Source organism: Pseudomonas sp. 65/3-MNA-CIBAN-0223 (assembly GCF_040310425.1).
GTDB lineage: Bacteria > Pseudomonadota > Gammaproteobacteria > Pseudomonadales > Pseudomonadaceae > Aquipseudomonas > Aquipseudomonas gregormendelii.
Genome location: NZ_JBEOPV010000030.1, coordinates 1 through 26,105, shown reverse-complemented (window position 1 = coordinate 26,105; position 26,105 = coordinate 1). Strand labels below are relative to the sequence as shown.

General features: G+C 55.6%; 27 protein-coding genes and 2 pseudogenes. 11 read left to right on the top strand and 18 right to left on the bottom strand.

Annotated elements, in window-relative coordinates:
* Window positions 1–85: 85 nt before the first annotated feature.
* From AAEZ09_RS25870 to AAEZ09_RS25860, 3 genes and pseudogenes are all read right to left on the bottom strand, one after another.
* Window positions 86–3,079 (bottom strand): Tn3 family transposase, encoded by a 2,994-nt coding sequence (locus AAEZ09_RS25870; RefSeq protein WP_017335985.1) that lies wholly within the window; start codon window positions 3,077–3,079, stop codon window positions 86–88.
* Window positions 3,080–3,082: 3 nt separating this feature from the next.
* Window positions 3,083–3,492, bottom strand: a pseudogene (locus tag AAEZ09_RS25865) (putative toxin-antitoxin system toxin component, PIN family).
* Window positions 3,492–3,731, bottom strand: coding sequence for a ribbon-helix-helix domain-containing protein (locus AAEZ09_RS25860; RefSeq protein WP_017335987.1), 240 nt, complete (start codon window positions 3,729–3,731; stop codon window positions 3,492–3,494). The pseudogene AAEZ09_RS25865 and the gene AAEZ09_RS25860 overlap by 1 nt, the downstream one beginning before the upstream one ends.
* 201 nt (window positions 3,732–3,932) lie before the next feature.
* Between AAEZ09_RS25860 and AAEZ09_RS25855 the strand changes: the two genes are divergently transcribed.
* Entirely contained in the window at window positions 3,933–4,850 is a 918-nt protein-coding gene (locus AAEZ09_RS25855; protein WP_017335988.1) for a recombinase family protein, read from the top strand.
* A 54-nt stretch (window positions 4,851–4,904) separates the two neighbouring features.
* On the opposite strand, the gene AAEZ09_RS25850 is transcribed toward AAEZ09_RS25855, so the two are convergent.
* From AAEZ09_RS25850 to AAEZ09_RS25835, 4 genes are all read right to left on the bottom strand, one after another.
* On the bottom strand, window positions 4,905–5,033 hold the full coding sequence (locus AAEZ09_RS25850) for a hypothetical protein (RefSeq protein WP_350601315.1): 129 nt from the start codon (window positions 5,031–5,033) through the stop codon (window positions 4,905–4,907).
* 91 nt (window positions 5,034–5,124) lie between these two features.
* Entirely contained in the window at window positions 5,125–5,787 is a 663-nt protein-coding gene (locus tag AAEZ09_RS25845) for a transmembrane anchor protein (RefSeq protein ID WP_350601313.1), read from the bottom strand.
* 12 nt (window positions 5,788–5,799) lie between these two features.
* Complete coding sequence (locus AAEZ09_RS25840; RefSeq protein ID WP_028623326.1) at window positions 5,800–6,537, bottom strand: HupE/UreJ family protein; 738 nt, start codon at window positions 6,535–6,537, stop codon at window positions 5,800–5,802.
* A 48-nt stretch (window positions 6,538–6,585) separates the two neighbouring features.
* The gene (locus AAEZ09_RS25835) at window positions 6,586–6,948 is read right to left on the bottom strand and encodes a hypothetical protein (RefSeq protein WP_081832520.1); all 363 of its coding nucleotides are present in this window, start codon (window positions 6,946–6,948) and stop codon (window positions 6,586–6,588) included.
* A 106-nt stretch (window positions 6,949–7,054) separates the two neighbouring features.
* On the opposite strand from AAEZ09_RS25835, the gene AAEZ09_RS25830 reads away from it, so the two are divergent.
* From AAEZ09_RS25830 to AAEZ09_RS25810, 5 genes are read left to right on the top strand one after another with little or no spacing between them, the layout of a single operon-like run.
* Window positions 7,055–7,354 (top strand): metal-sensing transcriptional repressor, encoded by a 300-nt coding sequence (locus AAEZ09_RS25830; protein WP_028623327.1) that lies wholly within the window; start codon window positions 7,055–7,057, stop codon window positions 7,352–7,354.
* Between the two features lie 7 nt (window positions 7,355–7,361).
* Window positions 7,362–8,498, top strand: a complete 1,137-nt coding sequence (locus AAEZ09_RS25825) for a nickel/cobalt efflux protein RcnA (RefSeq protein ID WP_350601326.1) — start codon at window positions 7,362–7,364, stop codon at window positions 8,496–8,498.
* A gap of 12 nt (window positions 8,499–8,510) precedes the next feature.
* Window positions 8,511–8,948 carry a YqaA family protein gene (locus tag AAEZ09_RS25820; RefSeq protein ID WP_350601311.1) on the top strand — a complete coding sequence of 146 codons (438 nt, stop codon included), beginning with the start codon at window positions 8,511–8,513 and terminating at the stop codon, window positions 8,946–8,948.
* Window positions 8,945–9,685: a TraX family protein gene (locus AAEZ09_RS25815; RefSeq protein ID WP_028623330.1), complete on the top strand. Its 741-nt coding sequence runs from the start codon at window positions 8,945–8,947 to the stop codon at window positions 9,683–9,685. The genes AAEZ09_RS25820 and AAEZ09_RS25815 overlap by 4 nt, the downstream gene beginning before the upstream one ends.
* A 38-nt stretch (window positions 9,686–9,723) precedes the next feature.
* Window positions 9,724–10,926: an N-acetylmuramoyl-L-alanine amidase gene (locus tag AAEZ09_RS25810; RefSeq protein WP_350601310.1), complete on the top strand. Its 1,203-nt coding sequence runs from the start codon at window positions 9,724–9,726 to the stop codon at window positions 10,924–10,926.
* Window positions 10,927–11,169: 243 nt separating this feature from the next.
* On the opposite strand, the gene znuA is transcribed toward AAEZ09_RS25810, so the two are convergent.
* Both znuA and AAEZ09_RS25800 read right to left on the bottom strand, forming a co-directional pair.
* Window positions 11,170–12,144, bottom strand: coding sequence for a zinc ABC transporter substrate-binding protein ZnuA (gene znuA / locus AAEZ09_RS25805; RefSeq protein ID WP_050483151.1), 975 nt, complete (start codon window positions 12,142–12,144; stop codon window positions 11,170–11,172).
* Between the two features lie 257 nt (window positions 12,145–12,401).
* Window positions 12,402–13,712, bottom strand: a complete 1,311-nt coding sequence (locus AAEZ09_RS25800) for an MFS transporter (protein ID WP_028623333.1) — start codon at window positions 13,710–13,712, stop codon at window positions 12,402–12,404.
* Between the two features lie 287 nt (window positions 13,713–13,999).
* On the opposite strand from AAEZ09_RS25800, the gene AAEZ09_RS25795 reads away from it, so the two are divergent.
* On the top strand, window positions 14,000–14,131 hold the full coding sequence (locus AAEZ09_RS25795; protein WP_152635572.1) for a YHYH domain-containing protein: 132 nt from the start codon (window positions 14,000–14,002) through the stop codon (window positions 14,129–14,131).
* A 48-nt stretch (window positions 14,132–14,179) separates the two neighbouring features.
* Here the strand turns inward: AAEZ09_RS25795 and AAEZ09_RS25790 are convergent, their stop codons facing one another.
* From AAEZ09_RS25790 to AAEZ09_RS25770, 5 genes are all read right to left on the bottom strand, one after another.
* Entirely contained in the window at window positions 14,180–14,632 is a 453-nt protein-coding gene (locus tag AAEZ09_RS25790) for a chromate resistance protein ChrB domain-containing protein (protein ID WP_028623334.1), read from the bottom strand.
* Between the two features lie 83 nt (window positions 14,633–14,715).
* Complete coding sequence (gene chrA / locus AAEZ09_RS25785) at window positions 14,716–16,074, bottom strand: chromate efflux transporter (RefSeq protein WP_028623335.1); 1,359 nt, start codon at window positions 16,072–16,074, stop codon at window positions 14,716–14,718.
* On the bottom strand, window positions 16,067–17,011 hold the full coding sequence (locus AAEZ09_RS25780; RefSeq protein ID WP_350601307.1) for a chromate resistance protein ChrB domain-containing protein: 945 nt from the start codon (window positions 17,009–17,011) through the stop codon (window positions 16,067–16,069). The genes chrA and AAEZ09_RS25780 overlap by 8 nt, the downstream gene beginning before the upstream one ends.
* 341 nt (window positions 17,012–17,352) lie before the next feature.
* The gene (locus AAEZ09_RS25775; RefSeq protein WP_350601305.1) at window positions 17,353–17,496 is read right to left on the bottom strand and encodes a hypothetical protein; all 144 of its coding nucleotides are present in this window, start codon (window positions 17,494–17,496) and stop codon (window positions 17,353–17,355) included.
* 332 nt (window positions 17,497–17,828) lie between these two features.
* Window positions 17,829–18,863, bottom strand: coding sequence for a DNA-binding protein (locus AAEZ09_RS25770; RefSeq protein ID WP_350601304.1), 1,035 nt, complete (start codon window positions 18,861–18,863; stop codon window positions 17,829–17,831).
* Window positions 18,864–19,049: 186 nt separating this feature from the next.
* Here AAEZ09_RS25770 and AAEZ09_RS25765 point away from each other — a divergent pair, with 186 nt between their 5' ends.
* Window positions 19,050–20,051, top strand: a complete 1,002-nt coding sequence (locus AAEZ09_RS25765) for a tyrosine-type recombinase/integrase (protein WP_350601302.1) — start codon at window positions 19,050–19,052, stop codon at window positions 20,049–20,051.
* 125 nt (window positions 20,052–20,176) lie between these two features.
* A pseudogene (locus AAEZ09_RS25760) lies at window positions 20,177–20,800 on the top strand (HlyD family secretion protein); the annotation flags it as partial.
* Window positions 20,801–20,849: 49 nt separating this feature from the next.
* Here the strand turns inward: AAEZ09_RS25760 and AAEZ09_RS25755 are convergent.
* Window positions 20,850–22,124, bottom strand: coding sequence for a M20 family metallopeptidase (locus AAEZ09_RS25755; protein ID WP_350601301.1), 1,275 nt, complete (start codon window positions 22,122–22,124; stop codon window positions 20,850–20,852).
* Between the two features lie 105 nt (window positions 22,125–22,229).
* The gene (locus AAEZ09_RS25750) at window positions 22,230–22,847 is read right to left on the bottom strand and encodes a trimeric intracellular cation channel family protein (protein ID WP_350601299.1); all 618 of its coding nucleotides are present in this window, start codon (window positions 22,845–22,847) and stop codon (window positions 22,230–22,232) included.
* A gap of 886 nt (window positions 22,848–23,733) precedes the next feature.
* On the opposite strand from AAEZ09_RS25750, the gene AAEZ09_RS29590 reads away from it, so the two are divergent.
* A complete protein-coding gene (locus AAEZ09_RS29590) occupies window positions 23,734–23,811 on the top strand; it encodes a hypothetical protein (RefSeq protein WP_502947599.1) in 78 nt (25 codons plus the stop codon).
* Window positions 23,812–24,408: 597 nt separating this feature from the next.
* Here AAEZ09_RS29590 and AAEZ09_RS29585 read toward each other — a convergent pair.
* Window positions 24,409–24,558: a PA2433 domain-containing protein gene (locus tag AAEZ09_RS29585; RefSeq protein ID WP_502947598.1), complete on the bottom strand. Its 150-nt coding sequence runs from the start codon at window positions 24,556–24,558 to the stop codon at window positions 24,409–24,411.
* On the opposite strand from AAEZ09_RS29585, the gene AAEZ09_RS25735 reads away from it, so the two are divergent.
* Window positions 24,557–24,850 (top strand): hypothetical protein, encoded by a 294-nt coding sequence (locus AAEZ09_RS25735; RefSeq protein ID WP_350601298.1) that lies wholly within the window; start codon window positions 24,557–24,559, stop codon window positions 24,848–24,850. The two genes, AAEZ09_RS29585 and AAEZ09_RS25735, sit on opposite strands and share 2 nt — an antisense overlap.
* A 333-nt stretch (window positions 24,851–25,183) precedes the next feature.
* Here AAEZ09_RS25735 and AAEZ09_RS25730 read toward each other — a convergent pair whose 3' ends face one another.
* Window positions 25,184–25,702: a site-specific integrase gene (locus AAEZ09_RS25730; protein ID WP_350601296.1), complete on the bottom strand. Its 519-nt coding sequence runs from the start codon at window positions 25,700–25,702 to the stop codon at window positions 25,184–25,186.
* Window positions 25,703–26,105 lie beyond the last annotated feature (403 nt).

The following is a 26,105-nucleotide window of genomic DNA, read 5'->3' as shown; positions in this document are numbered from 1 at the left end:
CAGTGTTTCTACTTATTGAGAAATGCTGTGGTCAATCCCATCTAAGCTATCTGACAACATAGCCCACTGAGTTCGACCTGCGCACCTAAATATCGTCGTCTGGATTACGCAGTGGCCGTAGCTCACCTCGGGCGACCTCTTCTGGTACCGCGAAGGAGTACCGTCCCAACATATTGATGTGCTCGAAGATCAGCGGCGACAAACGAGCCAGGTCTTCGTCCTGTACCGGGTAGCCGTGCTGCTTTAACCGCTCCACGGCAGCCGTCATGTAGAGGGTATTCCATAGCACAATGATATTTACCACCAGGCCCAGGGCACCGAGTTGATCCTCCTGGCCTTCTCGGTAGCGCTGGCGAAGCTCGCCTCGTTTGCCATGGAACACGGCGCGAGCCAGGCTGTGTCGGCCTTCGCCGCGATTCAGTTGGGTCAGGGTGGCGCGGCGCTTGGACTCATCATCAATGTAGGTCAACGTATGCAGGGTTTTCTCGATCCGTCCGAACTCTGCCAACGCCTGGGCCAGACGGGTCGGACGATCTCCCGTTTGTAGGGTGCGCATGATGCCTGTCGCCGGCACTCGGCCAAGTTTGAGTGAGCCAGCCAAACGCAACAGGTCATCCCAGTGCTCGGCGATCAGGTCGAGCTTGACTGACTGGCGAGCAAGTCCGTTGAGCTTGCCGTAATCCGCGTCCGGGCGGGTGCGCCAGAAGCGGGTACCGCCGACATCAGCCAGGCGCGGGCAGAAGTGATAACCGAGCAGACGGAATAACCCGAACACCACATCGCTGTAAGCACCGGTATCGGTCATGATTTGTGTGGGCTGCAATTCGGTCTGTTGTTCCAGCACAACCGCGAGCAATACTAGGCTGTCGCGCAGGGTGCCGGGCACCGTAATGGCGTTAAGACCGGAAAACTGGTCGGAGATCAGGTTGTACCAGGTGACGCCCCGGCCGGTACCGAAATACTTCGGGTTAGGGCCGGCATGTACGGTACGCACAGGTACGACAAAACGCATGCCATCGGCGGAGGCCACCTCGCCGCCGCCCCAGACCTGAGCCAGCTCCAGTTGACTCTGCGCAGCCACCAAAATGGCATTGGCTGCCGACAGGGTATCGTCACGGAGATAGTTCTGGCTCACCCAGGACAGCCGGTCACGGCGCAGCGCTTGGTTGTCGTTGCGAGTCAAGGGCTCCAGGCCGGTGTTACAGGCTCCTCCCAAGAGCACTGCGCACAAACTCGTCACCAAGTTGTCGGCCCGCGCATTGCGTTCGGACACATGGGTGAAGGCTTCAGTGAAGCCGGTACGAGCGGCGATTTCTAACAGGATTTCCGGCAAATCGACACGCGGCATCAAGTCGGCCACGGCTGCACGCAGTTGCAGCAACGAGTTGGGCTCTTCCAGCTTCTCCAGCGCTCCGAGGGACAGCTCGGTTTTGCCCTCTGTATTCTCACTCAACTGGATCGCAGGATTGTCGGGCAGGCGAGCGGCGACTGCGTACCAAGTCGCATCCAGCTCGGCAGACAAGGCGTCCAAGGTGGTTTTGGCGTCCACAGTCAGGCCCAGTGAGCGACAGATGATCGGTCGCGCCGACAGCCATTCTGCACCATCGAGCAGACCGATACGCGGGTCGGCATAGCGCCAACTGGGTGCAACAAAGACATCGCGGCGGCGTAGGGCCGTGCGTAGTGCATCAAGCGTGCAGAAGACATAGGCGCCCATGTCGAGGGAGCCATCTTCGCGAGTGATGTGGTTCTGCCAAGCCTTGGCCACGATCTCCTGCGGCACGTCATCCTCCGGCTTCCTGCGGGGCAAGTTCAGTTGCAACCAGTCCAAACTAGCCGCCACACCCTTACCCGCCGGGCTGAAGCCGAAGCGAATATGTTTCAATAAGTCAGGAAGGAAACGGCGCACGCTGCGGTAGCGCTCCTCCAGAGCGAGGTAAAACACATCGTTGGCCGGACGGATCAACGCATTGACCTCTTCCAGGGCTTTCTCCAGCGTGACACGTGGCAGGTCGTTGAACAGCCGGGCACGGACATTGTCATCGCTGATCGAGCTATCCAGCACGACCTTGCACGCAGCGGCGAGCATTGCCGCCGAGCGATCCAGGTCTTTTAGACTACGCAACCGAGCCTTCTTGTCAGCCTTCTCTGCGTTGTTGAAGATATCACGCAGTAGCGCTTCCAGAACTTCCAGAGCATCGTCGTGCGCACTGGCTTCCAAGGAAACCGCGAATGCCACCAACGTCGCCAACCGGCGCGACGCCGGCAGTCGATTGATGGCCGTGACCTTCGCGGTGTTGGCAAAGCGAGCCAGGGCGGCAATGCGGCTGGGAGGGATATGCGCAGCTGCCGGTAAGGCGATACCCAACCCGCGTACATCATCCAGCCGACGCAGCGCCCGAACCAGTGCAGGGCCACTGACCATCACCGGGCCGGAGCGTAGTTGATCCAGTCGGGAACTACGGTTGCCTTCGGCCACCAGAAGCAAGTCTTGTAGGTGCTGTCTTTGCTCCTCGGTCACGCTGCGGCCCAAGGTGTACCAGAGGCGTTCTTCAACCCGGCTACGCAGTTGGGCAATGAAGCGCTCTAACTGGGAAATTCCGGGCAATAGGACTTTCTGTGTGAGCAGCCATGAGGTAGCTCGTTCGAACAGCACGCCAGGACGATCAGTACCAGTCCAGCAAAGGGCATACAGCCATCGGCTCAAACGAAAGCCGATGCCTGGGTCAGTAAAGTGGCGATAGCCATAGCGCTCTTGAATATCGGCCGCATGTATCCAGCGACGATGATCGCTATAACGTACAAGACAGTCAGGGTCGGCGATTGCCAATTGCCGACAAAGCACAAGCAGGACTTCCACCGGCACAGCCGTGGGTTTGTCCGGCAAAACACCGACGAAGCGAACGGTAGTCAGCAGAACGGCATAGCCCAAGCGGTTATGGTTGCCCCGTAGTACCTGGACGGCTTCACGGTCTTCATCGCTCAGGTGGAAGTAGCGCTCCAGTTCATCACGGCTGGGCGCATCGATGTAGCGACCAAAGCCGTCGCGTTGCTCCTGAGTCAGAAAACCAACCGGCATCGATCACAGTACCTCGGCGCAGAACACGGCGGGGGTGACAATCCGCGTGCGTTCGATATGTCCGCGCTGCAAGAGGCCTGCGCGTCGATCACCGGTTACTAGGTAGTCCGCATTGCCCGCCAAAGCCATGGCCAGCAGAAAAGAGTCATCCGGATCATCGGCTTCAACCTCAATGGTCAACCGCTCCAATACCACGGCGCGTTGCAGGTTATTGATCATGGCCCCCACTTTGGCAGGCTGAAGGATGGCCTGAAGCTTGGGGTAACGACTGGCGCGACGAATTTCGTCGAGCTGTGCCCGTGAAGTCACCACCTCGAAGCGAGCTGAACGCCAGGCCCGATAGATCGCATCAGGAGACCCATGCGGTGAGATCAGCGCACTGAACAGAAGTTGGTATCCAATACAACCCGCATCAGCGCTTACGCGCCCAGTCGAGCGCTTCTTCAACCGCTTCGGTCAGTTCGGCCTCACTCAGATGGGCATTGGAAACCTTGGCCTGTTCGGCGCTCAGCTCCAGGATGTGTGCCCGCACCGCTTCTTCGATGAAGCGCGACAGGTCGCCCTTACGGCCACCGCCTTGGCTGGCCAGAAACATGCGAAGCGATTGGTCGGTGTCGGTGGAGACGGCGACGTTCCAGCGAGTGGTATTCATGACTTTTTCCAATGTTAGGTGTTTATGTGTTTATACACTCGATCCTCACTGCGCCGCAACGGTTCGATAAAACCCTCGTTTTATAGAACTTTAACGGAAGACCTGCCCAGCTCCGAGTTAGCCCATATTATGGTTTTAAATACTGGTATCGTTAATCAAGGTTCTATTTTCAATTTCTCTGTTGAGTAAACGGTACTTTTGATGAAAATTGGCTATGCGCGGGTGAGTACTCGGGATCAGAACGCCGACCTCCAGATCGATGCTCTGACAAAGGCAGGGTGCGAGCGGATCTATCAAGACGTTGCCAGCGGCTCAAAAAGCGCACGTCCGGAACTGGACAAATTATTGGTTCATGTACGGGCCGGTGATGCTGTGGTGATTTGGAAGCTGGATCGTCTAGGGCGCTCGCTCAAGCACCTGGTCGAACTGGTCGGTGAATTGGCCGCTCGTAACGTTGGCCTGCAAAGTCTGAATGACCCCATCGATACCACCCACGCGCAAGGCCGCTTTGTGTTCAACCTGTTCGCTTCATTGGCAGAGTTCGAACGTGAGTTGATTCGTGAGCGCACACAGGCAGGCTTGTCCGCTGCACGGTCACGTGGTCGAGTCGGTGGCCGCCCGAAGGGGCTGCCCGCTCAGGCGGAAGCGACCGCTATGGCCGCAGAAACGCTGTACCGAGAGGGTCGGTTAAGTGTGAGCGCCATTGGCAAGAAACTGCACATTTCCAAAAGCACGCTTTACCGCTACCTCCGGCATCGCGGCATAACGATCGGCGTACCCGCAAAAATCACCCAGCATCTCAACATCACGGTCCCACCGGCAGTGGACAATGCCGAACGGATCGCGACGGTCATATTGCGCCTGGCCGTCGAGAACAACAGCAAGTTCGTGCGTGGTAAAAAACGGGCACTGGAGAATATCGAGCGTTACTGCCTGGAACCTTACGGCATGAAGCTGCTTGAGTCGGGCAACTACGCGCTGAGCATTCCCTATCGCAACGATGAGGCACTGGATAAGACGGTACATGATCTGCTGACCGAGATCAGCCAAGAGGCCGAGATGCGTAATTGCTTTATCGAGGCAGATGCCTGGGAAGAGGGCTCTGAGCGGAGGTGGTAGGGCTTATGTTGGTTTTTGGTTCCATTGCTCCCCAAACCCCTTTTTCCAGAGTGTTTACTCGTGTGAATGGCCGTGATCAGCGCTCTCGGAGGTATCGCCTTTCTCACCACCACCGCATGCCGTCATCAGGCCGAGGAAGCAGATCAGGAGCATCGAGCGAAGCAGAGTCGTTGGGGCTTTCATGGAATGGCTCTTCAAAATGGATGAAATAAAGGGGGCAGGGTCAGGCTGAACCCTGTGTCTTCGGCAGGAGTACAGCCATCGTGATTTCGGACTACTGTTTGACGCTCAAATAATCGCCGGTCGTTTTCAGTGCGATGGTCACGTCGTTATTACTGCGATTGCGCCAAAACCAGCCGTGGGTGCCGTCAAAAATAGCGGTGAATTCACCTTTATCACTTTTGACCTGCTTGCCCTTGTTGTAGCTGTGGAAGTAACCCTTTTCACCGTTGTACGGCTCGCCATGCGTGTCGTAGTTCACAGGCCCACCCGCCGCTGTCCATTCATAGCTGACGGTCTTGTTCTTCAGCACTTCCAGTTTGATCTCTGTCCCTTCACCTGGCTTGAGCGTGACGGTCATTTGGTTTGTCTTCAAAGCAGGGGCAGGTGTTGCCACTGGTTGAGCAACAGGTTTCGCAATAGGTTGGACTTGTGCAACCTGCGGCGGAGCTGGAGCTGGAGCTGGAGCTGGAGTTGGAGCTGCTGGTTGAGGTGGCGCAGTATCTGCCAAAGCTTCCTGGGCGAGGATGATCTTCAGTTCGCCCATTTGGGTCAGGCCTAATGCGCGGCCCACACCCGTAGGATCAACGGCGTATTCCGAAGGCATAACCACAGTCACCAGCAAGCCGACCGCAGTCAGCAGGGCAATGACAGTCGAACGCACCAGTTTGCGAGTGCTAGGCAATTCATTAACAGTTGGAAGCGGAGTATTGAACATGGTCAGAATTCCTTACGCAGAGATAAACAGGCCGGTGATCTGGTAACCCATCAACAGGAAACCGGCACTCATCATGGCGACATTGGCGGTATAGGCGTGGCGCCAGAAACTGCCGGTGCGCCGCCAGTACCCCATCAGAATGAGAATCGCGCTGAGGGCCAGCAATTGGCCGATCTCGACGCCGACGTTGAAGGCGATCAGGTTGGGAATCAGACCATCAGATGAGATCTCGTATTCCTGGATCTTGGTGGCCAGACCGAATCCATGAAGCAGGCCAAAGATCAGCGTGGCCACCTTGGTATTGGGTTGAAAACCAAACCAGCGCTGGAACGCGCCCAAGTTGTCGAGCGCCTTGTACACCACCGAAAAACCAATGATGGCATCGATAATGTAGGAGCTGATGCTGACTTCCGTGAGAACGCCGAGTAGCAGCGTGACCGAATGCCCCACAGCGAACAACGTGACGTAGAGTCCTACATCCTTCAGACGGTAGAGGAAGAAGATCACTCCGAAGAGGAACAGCAGGTGGTCGTAGCCCGTCATCATGTGCTTGGCGCCCATGTAGATGAAGGGCAGCAACATGACGCCAGAGCTTTCCTGGATGAAGCCTTTATCACCTTCCGCCACGGCGTGAGCCAGCGCCTCGGGCATGCCGAGAAAGAGTGAGGCGATAAGTATAAACAGCAGCAGTAGCGGGCGATGCGAGGGCGCAGTGAATACGCCAACGCCGCTCAGAGAGTGCGAATGCATAGATCAAATCCTACGTTGCAGGGATCAAAGGCCGCAGCGCGGCCATGGTCAGGAGGTGAACGAAGGACGGGGTGGACGCTTGATCAAGAATATCGGAGGACGAGGAACCGCATGTTGCGGGGCATCAACCCGGATTGAAAGTTTGGGTTGTGCGGCCAAACTCAACAGGGTGGTGAGTTGCGGCGTTTCGTGCTGATGGTCAGGAGTCAGCGGCGAATGATAGTGATCTGAACAGCTTGCGCAGGAACGTGACGCCTCTTCCTCGCCGTGGGAGTGATCGGCGGCTTGCGTACCCTCCCACGCGGGCTGTTTGGTGACCACTGACAACGTATAGGTATGCCCGGCCCAGGCCGTCAAAAAGGCGAGAGCAAGCGCGAATACCACCGTCGTTGTCAGGGATCTGCTGAACATCGTGACCGTCTTTTGGCTCTTTTTTTGCCAAAACTATGCGTTTGACCTAACCCCCCTAGGGGGATACGATGCCCAGCTTAATTCATTGAGACCTGAGGCTCAAGTCATGAATGGGCACAAACACGAACACAACCACCCGCATACTCATGAAAGTCACGAGGCGATCATCAAGCGTCTCAAGCGTGCGGACGGCCATTTACGCGGCATCATCACCATGATCGAAGAGGGTCGGCAGTGCGTGGACATCGCCCAACAGCTGCATGCGGTCGAAAAAGCCGTGTGCCAAGCCAAGCGCACGCTCATTCAGGATCACATCGATCACTGCCTGGAGGACACCGTCTCGGCCTTGAACAATGGCGAGCGCGCACCTCTGGAAGCGTTTAAACAAATCACCAAGTACCTCTAGGTCTGACATGCCCAATTTTGCTGAACTCTTGCAACAGGGTGGGTCTCAAGCCTGGTTGTACTTTCCAAGCGCCATTTTGCTCGGTGCGTTGCATGGGCTGGAACCTGGCCATTCAAAAACCATGATGGCAGCCTTCATCGTGGCGATTCGTGGCTCGGTGAAACAGGCTGTTCTGTTGGGCTTGGCAGCAACAATTTCTCACACCTTGGTGGTGTGGTTGGTCGCTATCGGCGGCATGTACCTGGGTCAAGGTCTGGACGCGCAAACCACTGAGCCGTACTTCCAGCTCGTATCCTCCGCCCTGATCATCGTGATTGCGCTGTGGATGTTGTGGCGTACCTGGCGCGGTGAGCAGATGTTCAAGTTCGAGCAAGGTGATGATCACCATCATGGCGAACATGACCATGGTCATCATGATGAAACCCACCGAATCGATACCGGCCATGGGCGTGTCGAACTGTCGATCTTTGAAGACGGTATGCCACCGCATTGGCGGCTGAAGACATTGACCGGTCACGCCTGGACTGCTTCAGATGTTCGTCTGGCGACTACTCGTCCAGACGGCAGCACTCAATCGTTCTCTTTCGTCGAACGCGAAGGCTTCCTGGAGTCGGCAGTCGATATCCCGGAGCCGCATGAGTTCAGTGCTCGCTTGAGTCTTGGGCATGCGGGCCACTCTCATGATTACGATCTGGATTACCAGGAGCATGATCACGGGCACGCGCATTCCGAGCTGGAAGGCCTGGAGTTGTCGATTGATGGCTATCAGGATGCGCATGAACGTGCGCATGCCAACGATATCCGTAAGCGCTTCACCAACCGAGAGGTCACCACGGGCCAAATCGTCATGTTTGGTTTGACGGGCGGTTTGATTCCTTGCCCTGCCGCCATTACCGTTCTGCTGCTCTGCCTTCAGGTTAAAGAGGTCGCTCTGGGAGGTATGCTCGTCCTGTGCTTCAGTATTGGCCTGGCGCTCACGCTGGTCACTGTCGGTGCTGCGGCAGCTATTGGCGCTAAACAGGCTTCCAACCGCTGGCCTTGGCTGGGCACCGTGGCTCGTCGTGCACCGTACCTGTCCAGCGTGCTGATCATCGCTGTTGGTGTCTACGTGGGCATCCATGGTTGGATCGGCTTGAACGCATAAGGCGATGCTTGAGTGTTTGAACTTTCCAGCTACTTTGGCCTGTTCCTGGCGGCATTCGGTGCCGCCACGCTGTTGCCAATGCAGTCTGAAGCGGTGTTGGTCGGGATGCTGCTCTCCGATCAGTACATCGTTTCAACGCTACTGGCGGTCGCCACCCTCGGCAACGTTCTCGGCTCTGCACTGAACTGGGTGCTGGGTCGCTCCATCGAAAAGCTTCGCCATAAGCGGTGGTTCCCGGTGAGCGAGAGCAAGCTCGAAAAAGCCCAGCAGTCCTATCTACGCTACGGGCGCTGGTCATTGCTGCTGAGTTGGGCGCCCATCATCGGTGATCCATTGACCGTCGTCGCCGGTGTCATGCGCGAGCCACTCTGGAGTTTTCTGCTGATCGTTACGCTGGCCAAGGGGGCTCGTTATCTCGTGCTGACCGTAATCACACTGGGGTGGACATGACGACTACTTATAGCCAGCAATCCCCGCTCAAGAGCCGAAGCAGCAGCCTGGATCTGATCAAATGGCTGGCGATGCTGACCATGGTCATCGATCACTTGCGGTTGGTGTGGCCGGAAATGAGCAACTTGTTCGTTCCGGGGCGGCTTTCATTTCCACTTTTTTGTGTCGCCATTGCGGCCAACGTGGCGCGCTCGAAACCGGGCGAGTGGCTGACGGCCGCCAACGGTCGCTACCTCGCTTTGACGCTGTTGTTCGCCGCCATTTCAGAAGTGCCTTATCGCTACATCAGCACCTCGGGATCATTCAATGTGCTGGTTACCCTGGCGTTGGGGCTGGTGATTGCTTGGGGGTGGCAGCATCGCACCCTGCTGAGCGGGTCTATGGCGTTGATTACCGCAGCACTTGCCTATGTGCTGGACGATCCATTGATGTATGGCTTTTACGGCGCACTCGTCCCAGCGGCCGTGTTATTAGCGATCAAGAGGCCCGGTATTTTTTGGTTGCTGCCAGCAGTTCTATGCCTGTTGAGCAACACTCGCAGCAGCATAGTGACTAGGGCAATGGACTTGGAAATCTATTCATTGCTGGCCTTGAGCACTGCTTTTGCCGCTCCGCTGATCGGACTCTGGCTTTTGCGCCAGACTTTTACCCTCAAGGTCTGGCCGGTGCGGCAATGGGGCTACTGGTTCTATCCGGGCCACCTTGCCGCTCTGCAAGGTCTACGGCTCTTGGTCTGAATGGCAGAGAAAGGACTCTCCTCAAAACGGAAAACGAGATGCACAGACGTTCATTACTCAATCTATTTCTGGCCGGCTTGGCCTTTGCCTTACCTTTGGACTTACGAGCCGCACAAGTCCGAAATGCTCGGCTGTGGAACACAGACGACAAGCTGCGGCTGGTGCTAGACCTAAGTGGTCCAACGCAGTACAAGACCTTCTCCCTGACGGCACCGGATCGGTTGATTCTCGATCTGTTGGGAACCGGCTTGGCCTTTGATTTGAGCAAACTGCAACTGGGTAACACGCCAATCCGCGCTATACGTTCTGGTCCTCAAGGCACAGGTACGCGAATTGTCTTGGACCTGGCTGGCCCCGTGCAATTGAATACCTTCATGCTGGCACCCGAACAGGCGCAGGGGCATCGCTTAGTACTGGATATTTCCAGCGCGGCATCTCCCCCAATTCAGCTCGCGGTGCCCGCTGTTCGGCAGGCTGAACTTAGTGATTCAGCTCATCCAAAACGCGACATCATCGTTGTTGTAGACCCAGGGCATGGCGGTAAAGACCCTGGAGCAGTCGGGGCCAAGGGCGAGCGGGAAAAAGATGTGGTGCTGTCAATTGCTCGGCAGTTGGCCAAACGGATCGAGCGGGAAAAGGGGTTTACCGTGCGACTCGTGCGCAACAGCGATGTTTACGTACCGTTACGCAAGCGGGTGGAGATTGCCCGCCAACACAATGCCGACATATTCATTTCTATCCATGCGGACGCCGCGCCTCGACGTACCGCATCCGGTGCGTCGATCTATGCGCTATCGGAAGGTGGAGCCACCTCTACTACTGCGCGCTGGCTCGCGCAGAAGGAGAACGGCGCCGAGTTACTCGGTACGACCAAAAGCCTTGCGCTCAAAGATAAGGACCCCATGCTAGCAGGAGTGATTCTCGACATGTCGATGAGCGCTACAGTCGCAACGAGTCTGGAACTGGGCCACTCCGTACTGAGAAGTTTGGCGAGCATCACCACTCTGCACCAGAAGCGTGTGGAGCAGGCGGGCTTTGCCGTTCTTAAGTCGCCAGACGTGCCGTCAATCCTGGTTGAAACTGGATTCATCTCTAACACACAGGACTGCCAGCGGTTAGTCAGCGCACGCCATCAGCAAGCGTTGGCCAACTCTTTGTTTGATGGGCTGCGGCAGCACTTCCACCGACGTCCGCCAGTGAACACTTATCTAGCTTGGCAGAAGGACCAGGAAAGATCCTAGTCTTATGTGGGCACTAGGGTTTTCATCATTCATGCTGAGTTGGTCGGTGGATTTCATCGGGGCTGACGAGTAACTTTTCAGCGACCTAGCTACTAGCCGCAGCATCCAAACAGTGTCGTAAGCATCGGGCAAATCCCATCAAAGCCATAGATGCGTATCTACACTGAACAGGCACTGACCTATGACCCGAAATATTGTGCCGATCGTCATCCGGCCCGGCTCAATCGTATGCACAACTCCATATCAAAGTTGATCAAGACACCCTGCCAGGCCGTCGCTGAGATTCGTCAGCAGTTGCTCGTAGCTGTTGGAGGCGGGTTTGAGACCAAAGCCCAGCGCATCCAGTTCGGCAAAATGCACTGGCAGGCCCTCACTCAAGGTTTGCGCCAGACGTGGACGCATGGGGGGTTCGCTAAATACACAGGTAGGTCCAGCAGCCTTGAGGCGTTCTCGCATCTCTGCGACGTGGCGTGCACCAGGCGGGACCTCGGCGCTGATTGCGAAAACTCCAGTATGCTGCAATCCGTAGGCCTCCTCAAAGTAGTCGAAAGCCTGGTGGAAGACGAAGAACGGTTTGCTTGCCAGCGGCTTGAGGCGCGCTTTTAGTTTGATATCGAGGGTTTTTAAGCGTTGCTCGAAGGCATCCAGATTTGCTTGGTAGCGAGCGGCATTGCCTGGATCGACAAGAGCCAGATCCGAAGCCATGCGTTCGGCGATCAACCGTGCATTCTCAGGTCTCAGCCAGAGGTGGGCATCAAGTGCACCGGGGCGATGAAGTTGGTCATGATTATCGACCTGCAATTCCGTTGCATGCTCTTTTTCATCATGCCCCTCAGATTGCTCCTCAAGAGGCTCGTCGTCATGTCGATGCTCCTCGCCAAAATGTCTTAGGTGCAGACCTTGCATATCTTGCACAGCTACGCTTTTGCCCTTTCGGCCATCAAGCACGGTAGGCAAGAAGCTCTCCAAGTCTGGCCCGATCCAGTAAACCAGGTCTGCTTCTTTTACCCGACGTAAGTCCGAAGGGCGTAACGAGTAATGGTGAGGCGAAGCACCTGATGCTAGTAACACATCAGGCGTCCCGACACCGTCCTGCACGGCCGCTGCAATAAGTTGCAGGGGTTTGATACTGGTTAGAACACGGGTTTCGGCCAAGGCTGGCGCGGCTACCAACCAAGTCAAGACCACGGTGGGCAAAAGGTAAGAAAGGCGGGGCAAGACGGCATCACTCACTGACTTTGATGGTTATATGATAACATCCTGTTAGACCTGTATGTTGACGTCGATCCGTGAATTCTGGATTGAGCGATGGAGTGCATGTCCGCCGTTGCTTTGCAGCGCGCAGTACCCCCACGGCAGTGCTTCGAGGAGCCGGCCTGCTCCAGGCTGACCTTCAGGACGAGCTGGCCTCTTCAGATTTTGGCGGCCAGTAATGCAATTTGCCTGGAGCAGTCTTCAAGCAGGTGCTGACGCGTTTACCTACGCGGCCAGCGACGATGTTGATCATCAATGACATACGGATGTTCGTGATCAGTGCCACTGTGTCCCTCCATGTGAGTGTGGTCATCCGGAAGGTTCTCATGGCTGTGCTTAATCGACTCTTGGTCATGAGCCGGACGCCAGATCACAATACTGACCACCAGTGCGCCACCTGCCACGACGACGAGCCCAACAAACGACGCCGTTAGGCCGATGTTGGCACCCAACCATCCCGCCAGTGGGTATGTAATCAACCAGCAGGCATGGGATAGCGCAAATTGGGCGGCAAACAACGCCGGGCGATCTTCGGCATGTGCCGAGCGACGCAGCAGTCGACCACTCGGGGTCTGCGCCAAGGAATAGCCCACGCCGAGCAGCATCCACAGAGGCAGCAGGAAGTTGTAGGTCGTCAGGTTGATGCCAATGGCTAGGCCGGCGACCAGTATTCCCCCGCCGAATAGCATCGCCGTTCGGTCTTTGATGTCTTTCAACACGCGAGGCAAGACCAAGGCGGCGATCATGGAGCCACCGCCAAAGGCGGCCAGCGCCAATGCGGTAGAACTCTGAGGCAGAGCGAAGCGCGATTGCACCAACACCACTGTGTTGACGATGACCATTGCACTGGCAGCCGCTACCGTCAGATTGAGAGCCAGCAGCCCCCGCAGGCGGGGCGTGGCGAGGAATATGCGCATGCCTCGGGTGGTTCGCTCGTAAATGCTACGTCGTGGCGTCGGCTTCGCCTTAGGCAGCAGCACCGTAGAGACCAGAGCTGCCGAAGCAAGAAAACCGATGACCGTGCCGGCGAACAGGTTATGGAAGCTGATCACGGTCAGCAACGCAGCGGCGAGCATCGGGCTGGCGACACTTTCAAGATCGTAGGCCAGACGTGATAACGACAAGGCGCGAGTGTAATCGTCCTCATCCGGCAGTATGTCTGGGATCGTGGCCTGGAAGGTCGGGGTGAACGCAGCTGAGGCCGATTGCAGGACGAAAATCAGCACGTAGATTTGCCAGACTTCCGTCACGAATGGCAGGGCAAGCGCGACCAAGGCCCGTACCAAATCCAACGAGACCAACATCACCCGTCGAGGCAGGCGCTCTGCAAAAGCCGCTGCAATCGGCGCAACGCCGATGTAGGCCGTCATTTTGATCGCCAATGCTGTACCAAGGACGGCGCCCGCCTGGGCACCTGCGAGATCGAACGCCAGTAGACCTAGCGCGACAGTGGCGAGCCCTGTTCCTACGAGAGCAATCACCTGGGCCAGAAAGAGGTGGCGGTAGGTTCGGTTGGCTAGGATTGTCAGCATGATAGATCTCAAATGGCGAAGCGCGTGGCCAGTTGGTTGCCGAGCTTTTCTTGAAATAAAGAGAGCGATGGGCTTCGTCGTTATGGATGAACAGCCATCCCCCCTAGGGGGATATGGCTCAATCCTAAACCATAGGCACTGGCAGCTCAAGGAATAGGTGCTGAGCCTTTTATCGAATGCCTGAAGGAGAGTGAGTAAGTCGCTTGCCCAGCAAAGGCAATTGGCCATGCCAGGCTGTGTGTGAGAGATCTCACTCTGAATAACAATATGAGCATGGAGTTAGCCTGATGAAACTATTTGCCCTTCTGATCATCGCTGTTCTTTCGATGACGTCCGTGGCTGCTTTCGCCCACAGCGGTGGTACTGATTCAAAGGGTTGCCATCGTAACCACAAAACGAACGACTACCACTGCCACTAAAAAGCAAAAGCCCAGCGCTAGGCTGGGCTTCAGTGCGAGCGGGCCTCTTCACATCTGCGGAGGCCAGTTATGCGATTCGCCTTGGCATTCCTTGCACCAGGCGTAGAGCGCGTCATACATGATCAGGCCGTGCGCTAGCATCTCATGGTCGTCTGCAAAGCGCTGCGATAGCCCCAGCGAGATTGCGTACAGCCCAGCTGATTGCGGCGTCAGATCCAAGCGGGAGGTATCTGCTCCGCGCACGATCTTGGCCAGGTACTGCAAGGCAGGCTCACTGAGCCGATACTTTTTCAGAAATGCGTCGAAGCTGCACAACTCTCCCTCATGGGTAAGCTCAACGCCGGGAATGTCGTAGGGCGCTGCGTCTTTCTCCGCTGCTATCCGCAGCACATCACCGCTGGGCACGTATAAAAAATCGGCCTGTGGATCGATAAAGCGGGTGATCAGCCAAGGACAGGCAATCCGGTCGATCTTGGGCCGTTCACGGGTAATCCACCTCATGGAACACCTCCTGCCTAACTCAGTAGGCTGGGTGATCTGGCGAGCCCAGTGCCCGCCAAAAATTGTTAATCAACTCGTGCTCTCTAGCGCAGCAGATGCACTCCCAAGCCAACGAGCGCGCAGGCCATCAGCACCTGAATCACGCCGCGCTTGAAGCGGAATAAAGCAACTGCCGCAGCAATCGCGATCAGTGCGGAGGGCCAGTCCAGGTTGCCGCTGAACCCCTTGGGCCAAAGCACGTGGTAGCCGAAGAAACACGCCAGATTGAGAATCACCCCAACCACGGCGGCAGTAATCCCGGTGAGCGGCGCGGTGAACTTGAGTTCGTTGTGGGTCGACTCCACCAGCGGGCCACCGGCGAGGATGAACAGGAACGAAGGCAGGAAGGTGAACCAGGTCACCAGGCTAGCGGCGACGGCGCCGGCCAGAAACACCTGATCGGCCCCGAACACTTGCGAGACATAGGCCCCGACAAAACCGACGAAAGCCACCACCATGATCAGCGGCCCTGGTGTGGTTTCCCCCAGAGCCAGCCCGTCGATCATCTGGGTTGGAGTCAGCCAGCCATAGTGACCGACCGCGCCCTGGTAGACATATGGGAGCACGGCGTAGGCTCCGCCAAAGGTCAGCAATGCTGCCTTGGTAAAGAACCAGCCCATCTGGGTCAAGGTGCCTTCCCAGCCAAAGAGTGCGGTCAGAATTCCCATCGGTAACGCCCACAGCACGGCGCCGACGAGTGCCAGCAGCGCCAGTTTCAACCAGCTGAACCGGGCATGCTCGGGGGACGGGGTGTCGTCATCGATCAAGGCCGAGCCGAAGGTTTTTTTGGCGGCGCTATGGCCCCCGGTCCTGAACTTCTCTGGAGCCAGGCGACCTCCGACATAGCCGATCAACGCGGCGCCCAGCACGATCAGCGGGAACGGCACATTGAACGCGAAGATTGCGGTGAACGACGCTGCCGCAATGGCCCACAGCCAATTATTCTTCAATGCCCGTGAGCCGATCCGATGAGCTGCCTGTACCACAATGGCCGTCACGGCGGGCTTGATGCCATAGAAAAGCCCCGCCACCACAGGGACTTCGCCAAAGGCGATATACAGCCAGGAAAGAGCGATCAGGATGAATAACGAGGGCAGCACAAACAGCACCCCGGCGATCACTCCACCCCAGGTTCGATGCATCAGCCAACCGATATAGGTCGCCAGCTGCTGAGCCTCTGGCCCAGGCAGCAACATGCAGTAGTTGAGGGCGTGCAGAAAGCGTCGTTCGGAGATCCAGCGCCGCCGCTCTACCAGCTCCTGGTGCAGGATCGAGATCTGTCCTGCAGGCCCGCCGAAACTGATGAAGCCGAGCTTCAACCAGAACCAGAACGCCTCACGCAAACTGATCGCCTCAGGTCTGGGCAGATCCTGTTCAACGGCTGATGGCGAAACCTTACTCATTGGGTTGTTCCTCTTTTACAAACTCTGCTAGCAGGCCATCGAAGATGGCGCTTGCAGCAGCCAGCAGGTGGTCATCATGGGTAATGGTTTCGCGCAGTCCTGCCAGCACCCGCTCGATGCCGGCAGCCTCCACCGGCTGAATGCCGCCGATATCGAGGTAATGCACCAAGGCAGCAATACGGCCCAGACCCGCTTCTTGAAGCTCAAAACTGGCTTGTAGAGTCTCAAAGGTCACGCGGTTGCCGACATGACTGAAAGTTGCGTCATCGAAGTCGAAACCTAATGCATCGGCGGGACAGTCCTGTGGGCTATTCAGCCAGAGGATTCGAGACTGTGGATCAATGAAGCGCCGAATCAGCCAGGCACTAGCCAATCGGTCGACCCAGGGACGTTTGCGGGTTGCCCAAGCACGACCTTGATAATTGTCACGGTCGAGTATCGTTATAGCCTGGTCACAGCTATGGGGCTCATCCGTAGACAACGCCCTGCTGATAGCCGTCTCAAGCTCCTGCAAAAAGGAGTCAATCTGCTGCTTCGGCTTACCTGGGAAGTAGTCGATACCGCTGAGCTGTTCGTAGCTTTTACGCAGCTTGCGAACTTGTTTGGTGGTGGCCAATGCGTTTTCAGAACTGAGCTGCCCACGGCATTCTTCGATCTCTGCGCGTAGTTTGGTGTAGTCATCACTACGGTCGAATAGCTCGACAAAGCGCTCACCGTTGGGATCGACGACGGGCAGGATGTAAGCGGTACCGTTGATGGCCAAGATGTCCCGCTCGACAGCCCCCAGAGTTGAACGGCAGGCATCGCTATCCGGCAACAGATAGGCACCATCGCGCAAGACCGCCGCACCTGATGCTTTCAGAGCACGCCAGGCTCGCATGCGTTCAGTGGCATTGGCGGTGGGTAAGCCAAGAATTAGAGTCAGCCAATTTTTCATGTAGAGTAAGTAATTTATTATGTAGTAACAATTACATTACTATTTGTCTGGGCGTTTGGAAAGCTGCCGTTCATAACCTTTGGCGAAACCACAGGAATTGAGGGATCGCGCAAGCAGGGTCAATGGGCGCTATGCGATGTGGAGAGCGTCAGATAGGCATCTCTCATGCTCTAGACGTTCGCGATGAACGTCCGGTTTTGGCCGATTCTGTTGAAAAAGTCGGCTTCGGTTTCCACGGCAGAAAAGTACGCGTCTGAGATTGAAATCCGTGTTTTGCGCAGAAGGTTCAGTTCAGGGCTCAGATTTGACGTAGCAACGTGCAAAAAAGGCGTTTTCACCGATCAATGCATGGGTAGTCTGGCCGGGTCGACTTTTTCAACACAATCGGCCGATTGCTGCCTGTCGTCACCATCGGCATCGGCATCGGCATCGGCATCGTGCAGTTCGCAGGCACGCGGCAGGCCTACGTTGGTTTTGGGTCCCATTGCTTCAAAACCACGAATAGGGAGCACCGGAACAGGGAACGCGCTTAAGCCCAGTGGTTTAGCGTACGATTTTTTACGAATTCTGCGGCCTCCCCAAGAAGGAGAATATGTATTTCTTCGGGATGAAAGCGCACATTGCGCGTCGATACCGAGTCCGGTTTAATGCATAGCCGACGAGGTCTGTTGAGAAATAGCGATCCTGAAAGAGTTCAACGGCGGCTTCCTGAGGAGCTCACCACCAATTATTTTTGACCGTCAAAAAATAATAAATTCATAAAGAACAGCAGGTTACTGACGAATCGAATGAATCCCCCCTTATCTAGGCATATGTCTCACTTGGCCTTTGACTCCGAAAGTTGACTGGAGAGCACTGCGTTATCTTGCAGGAGGAGCTGCTTGTCTGTGGTCAACTCGGTCAGTTGGGTTTCAGCTCGGGTTAAATGTTCCGCCAGCAGGGCACGCTCCCGTTCGCTTACGGCCAGGTTCGTCTGCGTCTCAGCCAAAGACTGCGCGCCATGCCCATGGCGCTGTTCCAGAGCAAGATGGATCTGTTTCAGCTCGGTGAGTTGATACACCACTTGCTCATGCGCGCTTTGCCTATGCGTGAGTGCCTCTTGGGTCGTCAGCAGTGTGCTCTGTAGGTGATTGTTCTCTTGCAACAAGTGGTGTGCCCGGGCCTGCAGTTCGCCCAGACGGGTTTGCTGAATGCCCAGGCGTTGCCGGAGTTCAGTCAGTTCGTGTTCCAGGCGATGCTGGCGCTGCTCAGCGCTTAGGCGCTCATCCGAGCGTTGTTGAGCGACCGAGACCTGGTAATGCTCGAACTGAACCTGCGCTTGCTGCAGCTGTTGGGTCAGTGAGGCCACCTCGCAGACGCGGTCAGCCAATCGCTGTTCGAGGCCGAGCTTTTCACTGCCGAGGCCGGCCAAGACAATCTCCTGACGCTGTACGGTTTCAGTCAGCCCTTGGCAGTGCGTAGTGGCGGCGGCCAGAGCCTGAGCCTGCTGCTCCTGAATGTTGAGTAGCGCGTCTTGCTCGACGAAAGCTTGCTGCAACTGCTCCTGTAGCGCAGCGGTTTCTGCCTGATGCGCCTGCGCGGCTTGCTGGCATTGTAGGGTCGCCTCTGCCAGTACCTTTTCGTAGACACCTTTCATCGCCAGGACGAGCTCCGCCGGCAATCCCAGTTCGGCCTGCGCCACCGTGCCGGGGTGCGCGCTTTTCCAGCGCTTTAACAACGGGGCAATTGTGCTTTTGCTGCCGGTTCCGCCCAAAGCGGCACGGATACTGTCGATCGTGGCATTTTTGCCCTCGGCCACCAGCCGAGCCGCCGCATGGGCGACATGTACATAGAGGACTCCTGGACGGGCCATGAACACCTCGGATTTTTTCGTACCGTAATATGTGAAACGTAATATCTCTTGTTAAGTACAGAATAGTTCGTCCATGTGAAACCTCCAGCTCAGCCACGATAAGATAGATTATCGTGAGCCAGGCGTTCACGATCGGTATTTGCTTCTATACTTTGCAGTACACACGGCCTCAACAGGCGTTTCGTGATGACGGCCAGTAATATCGACGAAAGTGTCCCTCCAGTTCCACTCGACGAGCCGATTGCGCTGGTGCGTACCGCCGGTACGCTCGAGCAATTCACCCAGCAACACCAACGCTTTCTCGCGGCGGCAACCTCTGACAACACCCGGCGCACCTACCGCTCGGCCATCCGCCACTTTCTGGCCTGGGGCGGCGTACTGCCGTGCGATGAAGTTGCGGTGATTCGCTACCTGCTGTCCTTTGCGGAAGTACTGAACCCGCGCACCCTGGCCCTGCGCCTCACGGCGTTGGCGCAATGGCACCGCTATCAGGGGTTCCCTGACCCAACCGCTAGCGCCACCGTGCGCAAGACCTTGCGCGGGATTGAGCGAGTGAACGGGCGGCCACGGCAGAAGGCCAAGGCCTTACTGCTGGAGGATCTCGAACGCATCGTGACGTGCCTGGACGCACTCGAAGGGCTCGCCGCGCTGCGTGACAGCGCATTGCTACAGGTGGGCTACTTCGGCGCGTTCCGACGCAACGAACTGGTCATGTTGGAAGTGCAATATTTGCAGTGGGAGCGGGAAGGACTGCGGATCACACTGCCTCGTTCCAAGACTGATCAGGAGGGCGAGGGACTGGACAAAGCGATCCCGTTCGGCGACAGCATTTGCTGCCCAGCGACGGCACTACGCTGCTGGTTGGACGCCGCTCAGATTGAGCAGGGGCCACTGTTCCGGCGCATCAGTCGCTGGGGAGTACTCGGCGAGGTGGCACTGCACGAGGGTAGCGTGAACGCCATCCTGGCGGCACGTGCCGAAGCAGCAGGACTGTCGTATGTGCCCGAGATGAGCAGCCACAGTCTGCGTCGTGGACTGGCCACCAGCGCCCATCGGGCTGGGGCCGACTTTCTGGAGATCAAGCGTCAGGGTGGCTGGCGGCACGACGGCACCGTATACGGCTATATCGAAGAGGCTAAAGCCTTCGAGGAGAACGCGGCGGGCTTGTTACTGCGGCGCAAGCCATAGCTAGGTACGGGATGACAGCCCTTTGGGCATTGGTTTAAGCCGCAAATAGAATCAGTAAAAAGCACTGTAATTACAGTCATTTACAGAACAAATGTCCTAAATTTCCTTTATCTCGACACAACCCCCAGAGTGCGCGTGCTGTGGCTGAAACCCGGCAGCAAAAGCTAAAGCAAAGTGAGCACGAAGCGCAGCGCCGGATTACGCTCGGATCGGGAGCTATCAGTGCAGAATTACTGGAAAACGCAAAATTCAACGCAAAAGTTGCACAAGGCGAGCTCGATGAAGCGCTGGCAGATGTCCGGCTGGCCGAGATCAATCTTGCCCGGTGTGTGATGAGGGCACCGCGAAGCGGCTATATCACTAACTTGCAATTAACGCAGGGAAATTATGTGAACGCCGGACAGTCCATAATGGCGTTGGTGGACGACTCGACTTTTTATGTTCAAGCCTATTTTGAAGAGACCAAACTTCCTAGGGTGAAGGTCGGTGATCCAGTAAAAATCTGGCTTATGAGCGCCAACGAACCAATGCACGGGCAAGTCCAAAGCATAAGTCGCGGGATAACGGACGCTAATACCCATCCCGATCCGCAATTATTGGCGCAGGTTGAACCCACCTTCAACTGGGTACGGTTGGCACAGCGAATACCCGTGAGAATCAAAATAGATCAAATTCCTGAAGGGAGCATTTTGAGTGCAGGAATGACGAGCAGTGTTCAGGTGCAACACGAAGAAAAGCCCGATAACTGAACTTGCATAATGCGTCGGCTATAAGGATGCTCAGAAAACCGCACTCTGATCACGAAGGCGTATTCAGCCAGGCTAGTGCGCCTACCAGCATCGTTTCCAATCCGGTTTCCAAGGTTGGGTGAATTTGCGGATTAAACTTTGATGAATGGTTAGAGGGAATCTGGTTGATATTCCCGCTTGATACGGCTTGTTGCCATTTCGATTTCTCGGTGCTCCCCACGAACCAGAATACGTAGGGAACCTTCCATTCTCGGCCGAAAACACTAAAGTCTTCGCTGGCCGATGCTGGCGCGGTTTCATACGAGCGATCGGAGAAATGATCATCAAAAGCCTGCGCCAGTTTGGTGGTCGCGACAGCGTCGTTTTCAGTAACAGGGTAACTGTCAATGGTGGTGAATTCCGGCGGATGGTCTGCATTGGAGGCTTGGCATTCCGCGCAGCAAATTCTATGCACAGAGTCTAGCATTCGGCTTCGCACATTTTCATCATAGGTTCGCATGTTCAGTTTAATGACTGCGTCATCCGGAATGATATTTTCCTTCGTCCCTGCCTGTAGGGCGCCAATTGTCAGAACCCCATTCTCCAGGGGAGACAATTCGCGGGAGACGATAGTTTGCAGGCGCATGACGGTCGCCGCGGCCATGATCACCGGGTCAATTGCATTTTGGGGCATGGAACCGTGGGCACCGCGGCCATACAGTTTGATATGCATGCTGTCGCCAGCTGCCAGAATGGCGCCGGCACGATGTCCAACCGTACCTGCCTCACCGACCATGACGTGTTGTCCCAGAATGATGTCCGGCTTTGGGAAGCGATCAATCATCCCGTCGTCGATCATCGCCTTTGCTCCCTTCCCGACTTCTTCGCCGGGCTGAAAGACTAGCATCAAGGTACCACGCCATAAGTCACGATGATCTGCCATCAGCTGTGCGGCGCCCATCAACCACGTCACATGCAGGTCGTGACCACACATATGGGCCACGTCCACTGACTCTCCTTCAAGGGTTTGTCCTTTCTTCTGACTGGCATAAGGCAGGCCGGTCTTTTCTGCCATTGGCAAGGCATCCATGTCGGCGCGCAGCATGACCGTTGGACCGTCACCATTTTTCAATAGGCCAACGACACCGGTTACGCCGATTTTTTCGTGAACCTCATAACCCAGCTTCTTGATAAAGGACGCCGCAATAGCCGCCGTGCGGGTTTCCTGCATTGAAAGTTCAGGATTGGCATGGAGGTCCTTGTAAATTGCCTCCAAGGCAGGCAGCACCTTGCGGATGCCAGCGGACATTTTTGACATTCTTTCATTACGAGCCAAGGTATCCATTCACCCCTCCAATCAAGGCAATAAGTCTAAAACGGTCGGTACCTGAGACTATAAATCGCTTTGCGGGGTTCCGAACGTCTTTTTCATCTGGGCATACGGCAGGGCTCACGAACTCTTTTTGATCGCTGGAAGGTTCCATTGATATTTCAGTGACAGCATTCGTACCAGGGTACATAGCGCAATTGCAGCCCAAGGAGCGAAACGCTGATCAATCATTTGCAGCTCGCCGAGGAGCTGGATTGCCGCTCCCAACAGCGCCGCGGAGGCGTAGATTTCCTTGGTCAATACCACGGGAACACGCCCAAGTAGCACGTCCCTGATAATGCCGCCGCCCACCGCGGTAATGACACCCAGCAGGAGGGCGAGTTCGATATTCGGTACGTGTACATAGACTTTGTGGGCACCGAATGCGGCAAAAAAACCCAGTCCTACGGCGTCGAAGAACAGCGTGGGCTGAGTCAGCCTGAGCAATAAATGCTGGAAAAAAGCGACCAAGACGACTGCGAGTGCAACAACGGCAAGGTACTCGATGTTGATGAGGCCGACAGGGGGGAGCGCGCCAATACATAGGTCACGAATAACACCGCCGCCGCAGGCTGTCACAAAGGCGGCGACAAAAACGCCAAAAATATCCAACTTACGATCAATAGCCGCCACAGCACCGCTCAGGGCAAAGACAAACGTCCCCATGAGGTCTATGGCAGAAAATACCTCGATCTCCATTTTTTTACCTGAGAGCAGTGGTCTCTCGGCGCGAGAAAAACTATATGAGTTATAGCTCAAAGAACAGCGCCGTCCCGGCGTTTACAGTCGCGGTTGAGATTTTTTGAGGAGAGGCATCAACGATCGCACAACAGGATCCGGGGCCTCATTATAAAAGATCAGCAATGGTCTAGGATACGCTGGTGTTTTTCTCCATGACAAAAGTTGCGGAGGTTGGGTGTTCCTGTAGACCTGCTTTCCGAATTGCTGCAAAGCGTCCGGATTATCAGCAAGCCGTCCATCGACTGTTGGCGGTCTATGCCAATATTGGTGGCGCATGCAGCTCTTCGCTGTAAGTGCCTTTAGAGACCAGGCAATCGGCGCCTTTTTGGAATGCGGTCTGAATGTTTTTCTCGTACGGCGCTACATCAATAATGTCCTTCTGGATAATGGCGCATTCCAAGTTGGCCCGCAGACGTACGCCGTTGAAGATCGGGGCGTTGATCTGCGGGACAAAGCGCCAGCTACCTTTTCAAGGTAAAGGATAGGCAAACGGTTATGTTTAAGAGTAACAGCAACGTTAAGAGTGTATAGCTTTTTGGCTAGGAGCGGCGTCGCCGCTGGAGTCCAAAGCAAATACTGGCCATCGCTCGCGAGAGCCTTGAGCCAGGTTAAAGTGTGTCGGCGACGCTCGGCGCAACGGCGTCAATGCCAACCAGTTATTCCTGTGGCGCAAGCTCTATCAGGACGGCAGCTTGCGGGCGGTCTATGCGGGTGAATCCGTGGTGCCTGCCTCCGAGCTAAGCTATGCGCTAAGGCAGATCCGTGAACTGCAACGGATTCTGGGCTAAAAAACGATGGTAGCGCAAATCCTCAAAGAGGCCGTGGCAATCTCCCGGTCGCGAAAATGGATTGCGCACTCACCCTTGTTGCCGGGCGAGGACCAGTGAAGCTGGTCGGCGAATGTCTCGGTGTGGCGCGCTAGCAATTAACGGTTCGAATCGAGCTATCGGTATCGCCCAAATACGGTGTAGCAAGCCTGTGAACGATGTAGAGCTGGTCGCTGAAATCCAGCAAGAGTTCAGCGAACTGCTCTGCTATGGATACCGTCGCGTCTGAGGACTGCTGTGTCGTGCACGTGAAAGCTGTCGCTGCCCGCGATCAACGTGATACGGGTTAACCGGGTGATGTGTGACCACAACCTTTTGCTTGAACGACGGGTCAAACAGACCGGATTGCCGCGTCGGCACGAAGGTCGTGTTGCCCCTGGAAACCAGCGATACGCATTGGTGCTCGGACGGCTTTGAGCTCCGCTGCGAGGACGGCGCCAAACTGAGCGTGACTTCGCCTTGGACTGTTGTGATCGCGAAGCCATCGCCTGGGTCGCGAGCCAGACTGGGACCAACCTCGTGCCGTGGCAATCGAACGACTGGAGGCGATTGTTATTCCCGTCGACGCGGTGCAGTAATAAGGGCAACCTACACGATTAGCACGTTAGGCTTGTAACGCGAAATGACCAACAGCGATATAACATCGTGTGGCTGGCGGTAACGCCAGTCACACGCCCGACTGACTTCGACAACTATCTATTATAGAGTCTGAGCTTTGCCATCGTCCTTGAAGTGATCGCAATGCATTTATCGTTGTCTCCGTCCGCCTTGGCCTTTTTGGCATCTATAAGATTCTGTGTAACAAGTTTTTTGACGGGGTCGCCTGCTGGAACACTGTTCATGGTGTTTTCAATCGATTTAATGTTCACTGAACACGAATCAGTATCAGCAGCTTGCACCCCAAACGATACTGATAACATGAGCAACCCATATAGCATTTTATGCTTCATTTATTTCGTCCTCTTCTATGGTAAAAACATGACAGCAGATATCGGAGTTGGCAGGATAAATATAGCAGGAGAACTGTCGCATCAAGGGCGAAACGCTCACCCGCCAGATAATATCTTCGGCTTGTCGACCATTGCGAAAAAAGCCTACGATAAACCGAAATGCCGTTCTGCCCGAACTGTTTGACAGAAAACGATGTTGGCGCCGACGCTGAATTGACCGAGTTATCGAGATCCCACTGACCCAGTCGGATTCCTCGCGAATCATCTCTGTGCTGGGTTTCTGCCGATTGGAGTTGGCTCAGTCTTGCGTAGGCGCGTAGGTCAATTCGGCGTCGGCGCCAACAGCCGGAGAAAGCGGCGGATCACTGGTCAACACCTACCGATTCCAGGAGGGCGCCGACGGCGTCGATATCCAGATGTCATCCATTCATTCAGAGAAGGGCAAAACCCACTCAGCAACGCTGATTCCGGAGACCTTAAGGACGACCCACTTCATTCAGAAACTCAATGCACTGAATCAGTGCGCGGATGTGCCGATCCGAGAGACCGGCACGGCCTCTGATCGTTCTAACAATTGGCGTACTTTCTTTGTGAGACGGCAAAGGGAGAGGGTGGACCTGTATCTCTTCAAGTAATCTTCGATGTATTCGTCCCGCACACTTACCTTTGGGGCTTTATTGCCTTTACCCACGACGTTAAACCACCACTTTTCACCGTCAAACTTGATCGAACCCATCGTCGGCGCCCAGTTGTCCCGACCGACGAGATCAGAAATTCGGAGATAGAGAGAGAAGAGGGTGGCCGCAATGAATTGCGTTCGCTCGTGCCGAAAATCCTCTGCGGCCATGACTTCGGCGGTCTCGATTACATAATTCCACTGGAGAGGAGTCAGCGCTTTACCAGAGCTCATCACAGTGTTGCGCTGGTTGAAGTTGGATTTTTGTTTGACGGATCTGATTGGGTTGGCTTCAGTGGTCAGGCCTTCATCAATGGTGTACTGAAAAAAACTGCCACTAACGTCGAACACCTGGCCCATAGAGCCACCAGACATTTTGTAGGCTATCACTTAAACCTTTACTGTTCTCCGCGGCCACCTTGCGAATTTTCTTATCGATTTTGACGTTAAAGGGCCGCCATTTGTCGTTGATGATGTAAGTGTCGGTTTCAGCAGCCTTACGACCTCCAACTCGGGTAAATCGCGATTTGACGATAGGGCAAATCCACTCAGGACGAAGCTGCAAGCAAAATCATCAAAAAGCACATTTTGCATTTTTATTTTCTGTTTTTTTCGACTTTTAGCCCGGGCGACGCATACATTTACAAGCTAGCTTCATGAAGTGATACGTCATTTAACATAATATACATTATGCGTAACCATTGGTTAAAGCTTTGCCCTGGTGGTACGCTCCTTTTAAGCACCGAATGATCTAACACGACTA